The 14,964-nt window shown below is 29.0% G+C and carries 8 protein-coding genes and 1 riboswitch; of the genes, 4 read left to right on the top strand and 4 right to left on the bottom strand.

Going from position 1 to position 14,964, the window contains the following annotated elements; genetic code table 11:
* The 4 genes from ABJG40_RS01515 to ABJG40_RS01500 all read right to left on the bottom strand — a co-directional run.
* Positions 1–839: polysaccharide lyase family 7 protein (locus tag ABJG40_RS01515; protein WP_348022814.1), on the bottom strand; the 839-nt coding region annotated here is incomplete at its 3' end.
* Positions 840–950: 111 nt separating this feature from the next.
* On the bottom strand, positions 951–2,123 hold the full coding sequence (locus tag ABJG40_RS01510) for an O-succinylhomoserine sulfhydrylase (protein WP_348022813.1): 1,173 nt from the start codon (positions 2,121–2,123) through the stop codon (positions 951–953).
* Between the two features lie 86 nt (positions 2,124–2,209).
* Complete coding sequence (gene thrA, locus ABJG40_RS01505) at positions 2,210–5,611, bottom strand: bifunctional aspartate kinase/homoserine dehydrogenase I (RefSeq protein ID WP_348022812.1); 3,402 nt, start codon at positions 5,609–5,611, stop codon at positions 2,210–2,212.
* A 99-nt stretch (positions 5,612–5,710) separates the two neighbouring features.
* A complete protein-coding gene (locus ABJG40_RS01500) occupies positions 5,711–6,985 on the bottom strand; it encodes an O-acetylhomoserine aminocarboxypropyltransferase/cysteine synthase family protein (RefSeq protein WP_348022811.1) in 1,275 nt (424 codons plus the stop codon).
* A 123-nt stretch (positions 6,986–7,108) separates the two neighbouring features.
* A riboswitch (SAM riboswitch) is annotated at positions 7,109–7,233 on the bottom strand.
* 357 nt (positions 7,234–7,590) lie between these two features.
* Between ABJG40_RS01500 and metK the strand changes: the two genes are divergently transcribed.
* The 4 genes from metK to ABJG40_RS01480 form a co-directional block, all read left to right on the top strand.
* On the top strand, positions 7,591–8,847 hold the full coding sequence (gene metK, locus ABJG40_RS01495; RefSeq protein ID WP_348022810.1) for a methionine adenosyltransferase: 1,257 nt from the start codon (positions 7,591–7,593) through the stop codon (positions 8,845–8,847).
* A gap of 249 nt (positions 8,848–9,096) precedes the next feature.
* The gene (locus ABJG40_RS01490; protein ID WP_348022809.1) at positions 9,097–11,478 is read left to right on the top strand and encodes a polysaccharide lyase 6 family protein; all 2,382 of its coding nucleotides are present in this window, start codon (positions 9,097–9,099) and stop codon (positions 11,476–11,478) included.
* Between the two features lie 9 nt (positions 11,479–11,487).
* Positions 11,488–12,552, top strand: a complete 1,065-nt coding sequence (locus tag ABJG40_RS01485) for a heparin lyase I family protein (RefSeq protein WP_348022808.1) — start codon at positions 11,488–11,490, stop codon at positions 12,550–12,552.
* 189 nt (positions 12,553–12,741) lie between these two features.
* Positions 12,742–14,964 (top strand): chondroitinase-B domain-containing protein (locus ABJG40_RS01480; RefSeq protein ID WP_348022807.1); only part of this gene is annotated, 2,223 nt, incomplete at its 3' end.

Genomic DNA, 14,964 nt, shown 5'->3' with positions numbered 1-14,964 from the left:
CTATAATATATACGTATTGGTTCATCATTATTTGCATGAATTTGTCCAATAATAACTCTACCAATATGACCACTTTCACCAGTTGTTGTTACATGATTAACTGCAAGAGTAGCATTCATTTCTCCATCAAAACCAGCAGCTGCAACCTTATCTGCTTCTGGTGCAGTACCAAAAACCCAATTATTTTTATTTACTCCTTGAGTATTTATACTAGTATTTGTACCTCTTAACATTTCGCGAAGTTCTACTCTAGTATAACTTGTATTAGCAGATGTTTTATAACCATTTACAGGACATTTAAAAACCATTCCCCCATCATCTGCTGTATAAAAATAATTACTATTCTGATACCCATTATTTATATCAGTTACAGAAATAGTTTTTGACAAATTATTTCCATTATTTTCTGGGGTATTTAATTTCCAAGTAGATAAATTAAAATTTTCTGAAGGAGCTTTATTGGGATCTAAACCATTTGAGGATCCATTATTTTCTTTTCCAGACTGCTCTATAGTTATTACCTTAGAAATACTACCTCCTTTAATTGTTATTTTTCCTGAACGTTCACTATAAGATGTATTCTCTTCTGCAGACACAAATATTGTTCCGTTATTTGATCCGCTAGGAGGTAAAATTGAAAGCCAACTTAGATCATTAACTACTGTCCAATTTAAATTAGATGTAACTGCAATAGTTTGCGATTCTTCATTTGCAGAAAATTCTGTTAAAATAGATAATGACAAGTTATCAGAAACTTCTACAACAGTAGAATCTTTAGAGCAACTAAATAATAAAAATGAAAAAACTAAAGATGAAAAAAAATTATACAATAACTTCATAAAGATTTTAAAAATTCTTGAATTAAATAATGAGTTAAAATTAATTATAATTCAGCAAACAGAATTCATTTTTTTATAAAATTCTGTTTAGCACAAAAATACACCTAAACTTTAGTTGCTTTCTACTAAAGCTTGTTTTAAATCTGCAATTACATCTTCTACATGTTCTAAACCAACAGAAACACGTACTAAACCATTTGTAATACCAACTTCTAATCTATCTTCTTCAGATAAACGCCCATGAGTTGTAGAAGATGGATGTGTAACAATTGTTCTTGTATCTCCTAAATTTGCAGATAACGAGCACATTTTAATTTTGTCTAAAAATTTTCTTCCAGCTTCAATACCTCCTTTAATTTCAAAAGCAACAATATTTCCACCCAATTTCATTTGTTGTTTGGCTACTTTATATTGAGGATGTGATTTTAAAAAAGGATATTTTACGAATTCTACATTTTTATTTTCTTCTAAGAATTGAGCAACTTTTAACGCATTTTCACAATGTTTTTCTACTCTTAAAGATAAAGTTTCTAAACTTTTAGATAAAATCCATGCATTAAAAGGCGACATTGCTGGTCCTGTATTTCTTGCAAACAAATAGATTTCTCTTAAGAAATCTACTCTCCCTACTGTAACTCCACCTAAAACTCTTCCTTGTCCATCCATTAATTTAGTGGCAGAATGAATTACTAAATCTGCTCCAAATTTAATGGGTTGTTGTAAATATGGTGTTGCAAAACAGTTATCAACAATAAAAATTAAATTGTGTTTCTTAGCAATTTTACCAATCAACTCTAAATCTAAAATATCAACTGCTGGATTTGTAGGTGTTTCTATATAAAGAATTTTTGTGTTTTCTTGAATCAAACTTTCTACCAAATCAACCTCATCAACTTTAAAATAAGAAGTTTTAATATTCCATTTTGGCAAATATTTGGTAAACATACTATGTGTAGAACCAAATACAGAACGACAAGAAACTACATGATCTCCTGCGTTTAACAAAGCTGCAAATGTTGAAAATATAGCAGACATTCCGGTTGCAAAAGCATAACCAGCTTCTGCTCCTTCCATTGCTACAACTTTATCTACAAATTCTGTTGTATTTGGATTTGTAAATCTACTATACAGGTTTCTTTCTTTTTCTTCTGCAAATGATGAACGCATATCTTCTGCATCATCAAAAACAAAACTTGAGGTTAAATATAAAGGTGTAGAATGTTCTGAAAACTGACTTCTTTCAGTTTGACTTCTTATGGCTTCTGTTTCGAAATATTTGCTCATTTTAAATAGTTGTTAGTTGTTGGTTTTTAGTTGTTAGTTATTCTTGTTTGACTGAAATATTGCCAACGGAAAACTGCTTACTATTTTTAGTTGTTATGTTTTGCTAATCGTAAAATATCTCCAAAAACTCCTCTTGCAGTTACACTTGCTCCTGCACCTGCTCCTTGAATTACAATAGGTTGTTCTCCATAAGATTCTGTATATATTTCAAATATTGCATCAGAACCTTTTAATGAACCTAAAGGTGTACTTTCTTCTGTGGAAACTAATTTCACTTCTAATTTCCCTTTATTTTTAGATAAATCACCGCTTAATTCTCCAATGTAACGTAAAACGTGATTTGGTTCTTGACTTTCTTTTAGCGTTTTATATTCATTATTTAACAAATCTAAATTACTTAAAAAATCATCAACACTACCTTCTCTTAAATTTTCTGGAATTAAATTTTTGATTTCAACTTCATCAAATTCATTTTCTAGTTCTAATTCTCTTGCCAAAATTAGTAATTTTCTAGCAACATCATTTCCTCCTAAATCTTCTCTCGGATCTGGTTCTGTAAAACCTTTATCAATTGCTTCTTGTAATGTTTTAGAAAAAGATACATTCTCTGCTGAAAAAGTATTAAAAAGATAACTTAAACTCCCAGAAAAAACACCTCTAATTTTAGTGATATTTTCTCCTGATTCATGCAATAATCGAATTGTATCAATTAAAGGCAAACCTGCACCTACATTGGTTTCGTACAAATACTGTTTTTTATATTCTTTTAATTTAGCTCTTACTTCTTTATAAAAATCAAAAGACAATGTATTTGCAATTTTATTACATGAAACTAAATCGAAACCAGCTTCTATTAACGGAATATAATTACCTACAAAATTGACACTTGCGGTATTATCTACAGCTATTAAATTTTCGAAATGATTTTCTTTTGCAAATGTGATAATCTCATCAACACTTATATTTTCTTCACCATTTATTAAAAGATCTTCTTCCCAATTTTTAGAAACTCCGTTTTTCTGTAACAATGTTTTTTTAGAATTGGCCACTGCAAAAACATTCAATTGTAATTTTCTTCTTTCTAAAACAGATTGTGTGTTTTCTATAATTTGGTCGATTAAAGTTCCACCTACTAAACCTTTTCCAAAAATGGCAATGTTTATTTTTTTGGTAACTCCAAAAACCTGACCGTGAATTACATTAACTGCTTTATAAAGTTCACTTTTCTTAACCACCAAACTTACATTTTTACCAGTAACCGTGTTATTAAATAAGACAGGTACAATTTGGTTTTTTATTAAAGCATTATACGGGTGATGAAACTCACTTAAGTCTTGACCAACAATTGAAATTACAGAAACATCATCAAAAACAGCAATATGATTTACGTCTTGGGCCTGAAAATCATTTTCAAACTCTTCTTCTAATGCTTTTACGGCACGTTCGGTATTTTCTGCATCAATTACCAAACCAACTCCACGTTCCGAAGATCCTTGTGCAATAATATTTACACTTATATTTTCTTTACTGAGTGTATTAAAAATTCTTGCATCTACACCAACTTTACCTAGTAAACCTCTACCTTCAAAATTAATCATTGCCATATTTTCTATGGTTGATATGGTTTTGATTCCTTTAGAAGTTGTGGATGCTGATATTAAAGTACCTCTATCTCTTAATTTAAAAGTATTTAAAATTCTAAGGTTGATATTTTTTTCAATTAACGGAATAATTGTTTTTGCATGCAAAAGATTGGTACCAAATGTGGCCAACTCATTTGCTTCATTAAAAGAAAGTTGATCTATTTTTTTTGCATCGGCAACTAATTTTGGATCCGCAGTAAAAATACCACTAACGTGTGTATAGTTTTGCAACTCATCAGCATCTAAATAATTTGCTAATAAAGCAGCTGTATAATTACTTCCGTTTCTACCTAAAGTAGTGGTTTCTCCTTTTTTATTAGAAGCTATAAAACCTGTAACAATATTTATGGATGTATTATTTTCTTTAAAAAAGTTTGTTACGTTTTCTTTAGAAATTACAGTTATTGGCTGTGCATTTCCAAAATTTTCGTCAGTAATTATTAAAGATCTTGCATCTACTGCTTTGGCAGAAATGGTTTCTTCTTGCAATAAACTTGCTAACATTTTTACTGATAAAACTTCACCCTGAGCTAAAACTTCGTCTTTAATTTTCTGACTATAATCTCCTAATAAAGAAACTCCTTCAAAAATAGTTTCTAACGTTAAAAACTCTTTAGAAAAATCAACTTTAGTATTTGGTAATTGTTGATAATTCTTAAAACTCTCAAAATCTGATTTATATTCTTTTTTAGAAGCTGCATTTTGTAAAATAGACTCTAACTCATTTGTTGCGTTTCCTCTTGCAGAAGCAACAATTGCAATTCTATCTCCTTCTTTAAATTTATTGATAATTATTTCAACCGCATTTTTTAAACCTTCTCCATTTGCTAATGATTTTCCTCCAAATTTTAAAACTTTCATTTTCTTTTCTTTGTAGTCTTCATTAAAAATAGGCTCAATTATTTTTTGTAATTGATCATATTCCATTAAAAAGGCATCATGCCCATGCACAGAATTTATTTCATTATAAGTAACATTATTTTTAGTTAACGCTAACTTTTTATGTGTTTCTCTATTTTCTTCCGCAGTAAAAAACAAATCAGAATCTACGCCTATAATATGAATATTTGCTTCAACTTTATCTAAAATTTCTTCTGCCTTTTGTCCACCAATCGTAACATCAATTGTTTTTAATAATTGATTCATTAATTTATAAGATGATAGTTGATAACGTTCTTGCAACGATTTACCATGATGCAACAACCAACTTTCTACATCAAAAATATCTGAATTTTCATTTTTAGATCTATGAAAACGTTCTTTAAAAGACTCCGGAGTTCTGTAACACAACATAGCATGCATACGTGCATCGTGTACAGGGTTTTTAGAATTTACTAAAAATTGTTCTTGAATTTGGCAATTGGCAATTAACCAATCGGTAGATTTCCAATCGGTGGCTATTGGTAAAAAATGTTGCGTTAATTGATTGTTTAAAACCACCATTTCCCATGCAATTCCTCCTCCTAAAGATCCGCCAATTAAGGCAAATACTTTATCAATTTTTAAAATTGACAAACCTTGTAAAAAAATTCTCGCAATATCTCTTGCTATAAAATCTTTATAATTATCAATTAAAAACTCATCAAATCCATTACCCGGAATATTGAATGATAAAATAGTGTACACATCTGTATTAATGGCTTTATCTACACCAACAATATCTTGCCACCAACCTAGTTTTCCGGCTACGTTAGAGTTTCCTGTTAATGCATGATTGATTAAAACCAAAGGAGCGGTACCCAATTTTTGACCAAAAACTTGATAACTTAAATTTAATTCAGAAATTAAAACACCTGTTTCTGTAGTAAAATTTTCAATTTTAATATGTTGTAGTAAATCTTTCAATTTTGATATTTATTTTTTTGTCTGTTCCAGCGCAGTCGAAAACTCTTTATTTACGAAAAGTAATTTAAAGCTTTCGACTGCACTCAAGGAGACATTTATTTATATTTCTGAAAAAGCTGCTTTTAAATCGTCTTTTAAATCCTCTATATCTTCTATACCAACAGACAAACGAATTAAATCTTGACTAACACCCGCACTTGCTTGTGCTGCTTCATCTAATTGTTGATGTGTTGTACTTGATGGATGAATAATTAAAGATTTTGTATCTCCGATATTTGCCAATAAAGAAAAAATCTTTGTTTTATCTGCAATTGCTTTTGCTGCTTCAAAACCTCCTTTTGGTCCAAAAGTTACAATTCCACTTTGTCCTTTCGGCAAATATTTATCCGCTAAAGACTTATATTTACTACTTTCTAAACCAGGATAATTTACCCAAGCAACCTCATCTTGTGCTTCTAACCATTTTGCCAATTCTAAAGCATTTTTAGAATGTTGTTGAATTCTAACAGGTAAAGTTTCTAAACCTTGAATGATGTTAAACGCATTTGTAGGACTTAATGCGCCTCCAAAATCACGCAATCCTTCTAAAATCAATTTAAAAGTATAAGATGCTGCACCTAATGTTTCGTAATATTTTAAACCATGGTAACCAGCAGAAGGTTCTGTAAACTCAGGGAATTTACCATTTGCCCAATTAAAAGTTCCTGCATCTACAATTGCACCACCTAAAGACGTTCCTTGTCCGCCAATGTATTTTGTTAAAGAATGTATCACAATATCTGCACCATGTTTTATAGGATTTAATAAAACAGGTGTTGCCACAGTATTATCAACTATAAAAGGCACTTCTGCAGCTTTTGCATGTGTAGAAATTGCTTCTAAATCTAAAACATCTAATTTAGGATTTCCTAAAGACTCTACAAAAAAAGCTCTCGTATTATCTTTTACAGCCTCTGCAAAATTATCAGGATTAGAAGCATCTACAAATGTTGTTGTTATCCCTAATCTTGGTAAAGTTACGTTTAATAAATTGTAAGTTCCTCCGTACAAACTACTAGAAGCCACAACATGGTCTCCGGCTTTTAATAATGTTAACAATCCTGTTGCAATTGCAGCTGTACCAGAAGCAAAAACTACAGCTCCTATTCCGCCTTCTACTGCTGCCAAACGATCTTGTAAAATTTGGTTTGTAGGGTTATTCAATCGTGTGTAAATAAAACCTAATTCTTTTAATGAAAAAAGATTTGCTGCATGTTCTGAATTGTTAAAAACATACGAAGAAGTTTGATAAATAGGAACTGCTCTTGTTCCTCCATTTTGTGTTACATCATGCCCTGCATGTAATGCGTTTGTTGCTAATTTGTGCGTACTCATTTTTCTATTTTTTTGAGTTAATAAATAATTAAAACAAAAGTTGAATGCATCAATATTATTGATGGACTTACTAGAAAAATGTTATTAAGAATTATACAAATACACGAATATGTAATTGTTTTTGGGTTATCTATCCAATCTCAGATAAATGAATCTGAAATTAAGTAGAATTTAGCACCTTCTTTTCCTCACGAAAAGGGTTGCTAAGGCTTCAACGGGTCTAATCCCTTCACCTTTCTTGATAACATTTCAATAAGTTATTGAACTTTGTGAGTGCAAATATATGTTCAGAAAAATTTAATATGCAAGAAAAAACTGATTTATTTTAAAACAAATAATGATATCTATTTAAAAACATAATATTTCAATTTATTAATTAAACATTCGACAAACACTTTTAATTTATTGATAATACCATAATAAAATATTATTACAAAAAATTATGTTATTTAGATTTATAGTGTAACTTTGCAAAGAATTTAGAGGAAAAATTTGAACTGATTGCAACCTCATAAAAAAAATGCTAAAGCAGTAAATTCCTACTACTTTTCGCGACCAATGCAATCTCTTTTCATTTTTCAATAATCATAAAAAGAAGATTTATTATGTCATATTTATTTACTTCAGAAAGCGTTTCTGAAGGACACCCAGATAAAATTGCTGATCAAATTTCAGATGCTTTAATTGATAATTTTTTAGCTTTTGATAAGTCTAGTAAAGTAGCTTGTGAAACTTTAGTTACAACAGGGCAAGTTGTATTAGCAGGTGAAGTAAAATCTAAAACATATTTAGATGTACAAAAAATTGCTAGAGATATAATTAACAAAATTGGTTACACAAAAGGAGAATACATGTTTGATGGAAACTCTTGTGGAGTTTTATCTGCAATACATGAGCAATCACCTGATATCAACCAAGGAGTTGACAGAGCAAAACCAGAAGAGCAAGGTGCTGGAGACCAAGGTATGATGTTTGGTTATGCAACTGATGAAACTGAAAATTATATGCCTTTGGCATTAGAATTATCTCATAGATTACTTATTGAATTAGCAACATTAAGAAGAGAAAACAATGATATTTCTTACTTAAGACCAGATGCAAAATCTCAAGTAACCATTGAGTATTCTGATGACAATGTACCTCAAAGAATTGACGCAATTGTAATTTCTACACAACATGATGATTTTGATGCTTCAGAAGAAGTAATGTTGACTAAAATCAAAAAAGATATCGTAGAGATTTTAATCCCTAGAGTAGTTGCTAAACTTCCAGCTCATATTCAAAAATTATTTACAGACAGTATTACTTATCACATAAATCCTACTGGAATTTTTGTAATTGGTGGACCACATGGAGATGCTGGTTTAACAGGTAGAAAAATTATTGTTGATACATACGGAGGAAAAGGAGCCCATGGTGGTGGTGCTTTTTCTGGTAAAGACCCAAGTAAAGTTGATAGATCTGGAGCTTATGCAACAAGACATATTGCTAAAAACCTTGTTGCAGCAGGACTTTGTAAAGAAGTTTTAGTTCAAGTTTCTTATGCAATAGGAGTTGCAAAACCAACAAGTATTAATGTTGATACTTACGGTACTTCTAAAGTAGATCTAACAGATGGAGAAATCAGTAAAATAGTAGCATCTATTTTTGATATGCGTCCTTATTTTATTGAGCAGCGTTTAAAATTAAGAACTCCTATTTATTCTGAAACTGCAGCTTACGGACACATGGGGAGAACTCCAGAAATTAAAACTGTTACATTTACAAATCCTATGGGAGAAACTATTTCTGAAGAAGTAGAAACCTTTACATGGGAAAAACTAGATTATGTTGAAAAAATAAAAAATGCTTTTAAGTTGTAAAAAACTTATTATATATTAAAAAAAGCCTTTAGAGTATTAATTCTAAAGGCTTTTTTACAATTATTTAAATTTTATAAATACTAAAAAAAAATTCTACCTTAAAGTTTCTTTTTTGTATTCTAATAAATATACGTATATTTGGTTAACCAAATTGGTTAACCAGTTTGAAGCGCCTTAAAATAGATACCATAAAATATCTTGGTATACTTTTTGAAAAGTAAAAATAAACAAGTTTATATATCCTTTTTTATGAAAAAAATAGCCATAATACTAATTGTAATGTTATCATTTACATCAATTAAAATTAGCGCTCAAGAAATTTTAGTTTCTAATATTACAGAATTTAATGAAGCAATGAAATCTGCAAAAGCAGGTGATGCAATCGTTCTAAAAAATGGAATTTGGAAAGATGTAAAACTGAATGCTTATGGTAAAGGAGAAGATGGAAACCCAATTAGCGTTAAAGCAGAAACTCCTGGACAAGTAATTATTTCTGGTAATTCTACATTAAATATTTATGGTGAATATGTAATTGTTAGTGGTCTCTGGTTTAAAAACGGAGATACAGAATATAAATCTGTTGTTCAGTTTAGAAAAGATTCTAAAACTTTTGCTAATCATTGTCGTTTTACAAATTCTACAATTTCATACTTTAATACAGAAACTCCACTAAAAGATCATTGGGTAGATATTTGGGGAAAAAACAACAGGGTAGACCATAATAACTTTACAGGTAAAACAAGTGAAGGAACTACATTAGTAGTTTGGTTAAAGGGAGAAGAACATATTGAAAATAACCACAGAATAGATAACAACCTATTTGGCCCAAGACCAGATTTAGGTAAAAATGGTGGTGAAACAATTAGAATTGGTACAAGTGCAAACTCTATGAAGTCTTCTAAAACAATAGTAGAAAGAAATATTTTTGCTAATTGTGATGGTGAAATTGAAATAGTATCTAACAAATCTTGCGACAATATTTTTAGAGATAATTTATTTGTAGAAAGTAAAGGAACTTTAACACTTAGACATGGTAATAATGCTTTGGTAGAAAGAAATGTGTTTTTAGGAAATGGTGTTTCTAAAACTGGAGGAATTAGAATTATTAATCAAGGTCATATTGTTAGAAATAATTATTTAATTGGTTTAACGGGAGATGGATATAGAGGCCCAATTGTAGTGATGAATGGTGTACCAAACTCACCTTTAAACAGGTATCATCAAGTTAAAAATGTAGACATTCAGAATAATACAATTATTAATTCTGGTCCAATTTCATTTGGAGAAGGTAAAGATGATGAAAAAACATTAGCACCCATTAACACCAATTTCTCAAACAACGTAATCTTCAATACTAAAGCAAGTAAAAACATTGTTTTTGTAGATAACGTATCAGGGATTTCTTTCAACAACAACTACATAGATTCTCCAAGCCCAGAAGCTTTAAAAGGTTTTTCTGCTACAAAAATAGATTGGAAAAAAATAGCTTCATTCCCTATTCCAACATCAAATAATACTGATCTTTTAGCTGTAAGTAAAAACAATAAAAGTTTCGAAAAAGACATTACAAATAGTGCTAGACAAATTTTTAATGCTGGTGCATTTAACTTAGATTCTAAAAAATTACCAAAAGCATTAAAATTAAGAGCTGGTCCTGGTTGGACTCCAAAAATTATTGCCCCAATAATTAAAGCAGAAGAAATTACTGTAGAACCAGGAATTGAAACTTTAAGAAAGGCTATTAGTAAAGCTGCTCCTGGATCTGTTTTAAATTTAAAAACTGGAGAATACATTTTTGAAAAAAGCATTAAAGTTGCTAAAAACATTACCATAAATGGAGATAAAGGTGGTGCTACTATATTAACAGCTCCAAAAAAACTAAAAAAACCATTTAGTTATTTTTTTAGAATTAATGAAGAGGTTTCTTTAAAAATTAATGATGCAATTATAGATGGAGAAAACTCTAACATAAAATACGCTGCAGTATCACCAGACAAACAACAAAGTGGTTTGTATAATTTTTATGCAAACAACATTACTTTTAAAAACTTTAAAAACAAAAACGGAGGTAGTATTTTTAAAGCATATAATGGTACAAAAGCAGATACTTTAAGTTTTAAAAACTCTAGATTCGAAAACAGTTATAGAGGATTAAATTTATCTTACGACAAAGATGTTATGGGATTCTTTAATGCAAACAATATTATAATCGATAATTCTGTTTTTATTGACATAGAAGAAAATGCTATTAATTATGTAAGAGCAACTCTTTCTCCAGAAATACCTGGAGGTAATTTAATCATCAAAAATTCTATTTTCAGTAACGTTTATAATGCTGAAAAAGGAAAAATTATTAGAACTGATGGAATTCATAAAGTAGAAATTACAAACTCGGTAATAGAAAATAGTTATAAAGTAAAAACAACAATTAGCTTAAAAGGTAAATCTAATATTATTTCTAATTGCTTAATACATAATAGCGGCTTTATTAAAGTAGGTGAAAATGCAAAAAAAGAAAATATTTTATACAAAAGCGCTAAATGGGAAGACAAACAACTCTTTATTCCAAGTAATAAATCTCCATTATTAAAAGAGCAAAATGGTATTGCAACTATTGGCCTAAAACAATAAACATAAAGTATGAAAAGTAGATTTTTTCTTTTAATACTATTTACATCTATTTCTAATATTGTTAATAGTCAGGTTGTTTTAAATGCAGATGGAACTACAGATACATATAGTTTAATAAATACTGTTTTAGCAAACCCAAATAGAAATGTTGTTGAGGTTCCTGATTGTAATCACGAAATTTTTGGAGATCATATTACACAAGAATATGACAATGATTTGAAAAAAAATGTCTTTTTATTTCATATTCATGTTACACCAGATAACGATCGCTGTAAAAAATTTGATAGACAACGTAATGAAATTAAAACCTATAAAGATTCTCCAGAAAACTTAAAAGCAACTATAGGAGAAACAGTAGCTTACAAATGGAAGTTTAAATTACCTAAAAACTTTAAACCATCCTCTAGTTTTACACATATACATCAAATAAAAGCTGTAGGAGGACCTTATGCTTCAATACCAATGATATCATTAACTTTAAGAAAAGGGAATCCTGATAAATTAGAATTAAGATATACACCAACTAAAAGTCAAAAAACATTAGATAAAGTAAACTTAGATTTACTAAAAGGAAATTGGATTGAAGTTACAGAAGTTATTAAATTTGATAACTCAGGAAGCTATTCTATAGAAATAAAAAATGTAGAAAACGAAAAAATTTTATTTAGCTATAAAAATAGTCCTTTAGACACTTGGCAAGATGGGGCTGACTTTGCCAGACCAAAATGGGGAATATACAGAAGCTTAAAAAACAAACAAGATTTGCAAGATGAAATTTTAAAATATGCTAATTTCAGTATTGAAGAAATAAAAGATGTTGTACCTGTTGATGTTTTAAAAGCAAAAGCAGAAAGAATATTATTAATGTCTAATTCATCTAATGAAATAGTTTTTAATAATTCTGGCAAATACGATGCAATAGAATTATTTGATAACTCAGGTAGAAAAATTTCTATTGAAAAAAGAATAAATAAAAACAAATTAAACGTTTCAGGTTTTTCTAAAGGCTTGTATTTTATTGTATTTAAAAAAGACACATTGGTTAACAAAGTTCTTAAATGCTATGTTAAATAAGTAAAATCAACTTAAAAAAAAATAAAAAACTTAAAATCAACTGATTAATTTTTAAAAATAGCTATTATGTTTTAGATTAATCAATCTAAAATTTTTACACCTCAAATTAAGTACATATCTTTGGTAAACCAAATTGGTTTACCAATTTTTATTTAAAAAATATTACATTAATTATTTATATAACGTTTTATGAAAAAATCATTATTAATCATTAGTCTATTTTTATCACTAATTTCTTGTAATGAGAAATCTACAAATAGCATTTTAGTTAGCACTAATACAGAAATTCAAGATGCAATAAAAAATGCAAAAGCAGGTGATGATATTACTATAAAAAATGGAACCTACACAGATTTAGAAATTAAATTTAAAGCAGAAGGAGCAGAAAACAATCCTATCACTTTAAGAGCAGAAACTCCAGGAAAAGTTTTTATAGAAGGTGTATCTAGTTTAGAAATAAGTGGAAATTATTTAGAAGTAAACGGCTTATTTTTTAGAAATGGTCATTCACCTAAAACAAATGTAATTGCTTTTAGAACAAGTAAAAAAGAAGTTGCTAATCATAGTAAAGTTACAAATTGTGTAATTTTAGACTTTAACAATCTTCAAAGAGATCAAGACAATCTATGGGTACAGTTTTATGGTAAACACAATGAATTGAGCAACTGTTATATTGCTGGTAAAACTAATGGAGGACCAACTGTTAGAGTAGATTTAAAAGGAAACCAAAGCATAAGAAATTATCATAAAATAATAAATAATCATTTCGGACCAAGACCAAGAAAAGGTGGTGCAAGAGGAGAAACTATACAACTAGGTAGTAGTTTTACTTCTATGTCTCCAAGTAATACAACTATTGCAAACAACTTATTTGAAGAATGTAATGGTGAGGTAGAAATTATTTCTAGTAAAACCAATTTTAACATCATAAAAAATAACGTTTTTTACAAAAGTGAAGGTTCTGTAGTTACAAGACATGGTAATTACGTAACTGTAGATGGTAATTATTTTATTGGTGATGGCGTTAATGAACAATTTGGTGGAATTAGAATTATTAACACTGGCCACTGGGTAATTAATAATCTTTTTTATAAAATAAAAGGTAAAAACTTTAGAAGCCCTATAGCAGTAATGAACGGAATTCCAAAGTCACCTTTAAACAGATATAACCAAGTTACAGATGTAGTAATTGCTTATAATACATTTGTAGATTCAGACTCACCATTTCAATTTGGAGTTGGGCAAAATTTAGCTCAAAAAGATGTATTGCCTAAATCAGAAATTCGTTCTGCAAGAGCCTTAAGAACAGAAGTTGTTAATAATGTTATTTACAATTCTAAAGGAGATGCAAACCCTATTATTGAGCATGATAAAGCTGATGGTGTAACTTTTAAAAGCAATGTTATAGATAATAATGGTATAGAAATTAAAAATGCACATGGTTTAATTTCTAAAGACTTAAAAGTAACTAATGTGGGTACAGATATTTCTTTACCTACAACTGGTTTTGGAGATGTAGAAGTGTACTCTGGTTTCGATTTTGAAACGATTACTGCAGACTTATTAGGAAACTCTAGAAGTAAATCTAATCAAATTGGAGCAATTTTAAATACAGATAACATTCAGTTAGATTTATTAGATAAAACAAAATATGGGGCAGATTGGTACTCTAATGTTATTGAAACCGTTAAAGCTACAACTCATACCGTAAATAATAGCTCAGAATTAGTTACTAAATTAAGTAACGCAAAAAGTGGAGATATTATTGAGCTAAATGATGGTACTTTCTCAATTTCAGAATCTTTAGTTATTAACAAAACAATTACAATTATAGCTAAAGGAAATGCTGAAATTCTATATTCTGGAGCAGCTAAAACTCCTGCCATTGCATTACATCCTTATGGAAAATTAACTTTAAACAACATTTCTTTAAAAGGTACAAATACGCAATATGCTTTTGCTAGCTTAAAAGAAAATATGTCTAATCATTTTGGTTTAGAAGTTTTAAATTCTAAAATCAGTAACTTTAATTATGCCTTAAAAGTATACAAACAATCATTCTCAGAAGAAGTTACTTTTACAAATACTTCTATTTCTAATTGTGAAAACGGTATTGAATTATCTGAAGAAACAAATGATAGAGGAGATTATAACACAGAGTTTTTAACTATTGATAACTGTCATTTTAATAACGTAAAACAAAATGTTATAGATTATTATAGAGGCGGTTATGATGAGTCTACAATTGGAGGAAATTTATTAGTACAAAACTCTACTTTTACAAATTGCGGTAGTAAAGAAAAAAACAAAATGTTACTAAATCATAGAGGTATTGTAAACGTAAACATTACTAAAAATGTATTTAAAAATAACAAAGTAGATTATGTTTCTATTTTATGGGGAGCAAAAAAC

It is taken from the genome of Polaribacter sp., from assembly GCF_039939415.1.
Lineage (GTDB): Bacteria > Bacteroidota > Bacteroidia > Flavobacteriales > Flavobacteriaceae > Polaribacter.
This window is presented reverse-complemented; position numbering and strand designations above follow the sequence as displayed.

What these genes read in the sequence shown, in the direction of transcription:
- ABJG40_RS01510 (WP_348022813.1), bottom strand. Translation starts at nt 2,123, where the DNA reads ATGAGCAAATATTTCGAAACAGAAGCCATAAGAAGTCAAACTGAAAGA.
- ABJG40_RS01500 (WP_348022811.1), bottom strand. Translation starts at nt 6,985, where the DNA reads ATGAGTACGCACAAATTAGCAACAAACGCATTACATGCAGGGCATGAT.
- metK (WP_348022810.1), top strand. Translation starts at nt 7,591, where the DNA reads ATGTCATATTTATTTACTTCAGAAAGCGTTTCTGAAGGACACCCAGAT.
- ABJG40_RS01490 (WP_348022809.1), top strand. Translation starts at nt 9,097, where the DNA reads ATGAAAAAAATAGCCATAATACTAATTGTAATGTTATCATTTACATCA.
- ABJG40_RS01485 (WP_348022808.1), top strand. Translation starts at nt 11,488, where the DNA reads ATGAAAAGTAGATTTTTTCTTTTAATACTATTTACATCTATTTCTAAT.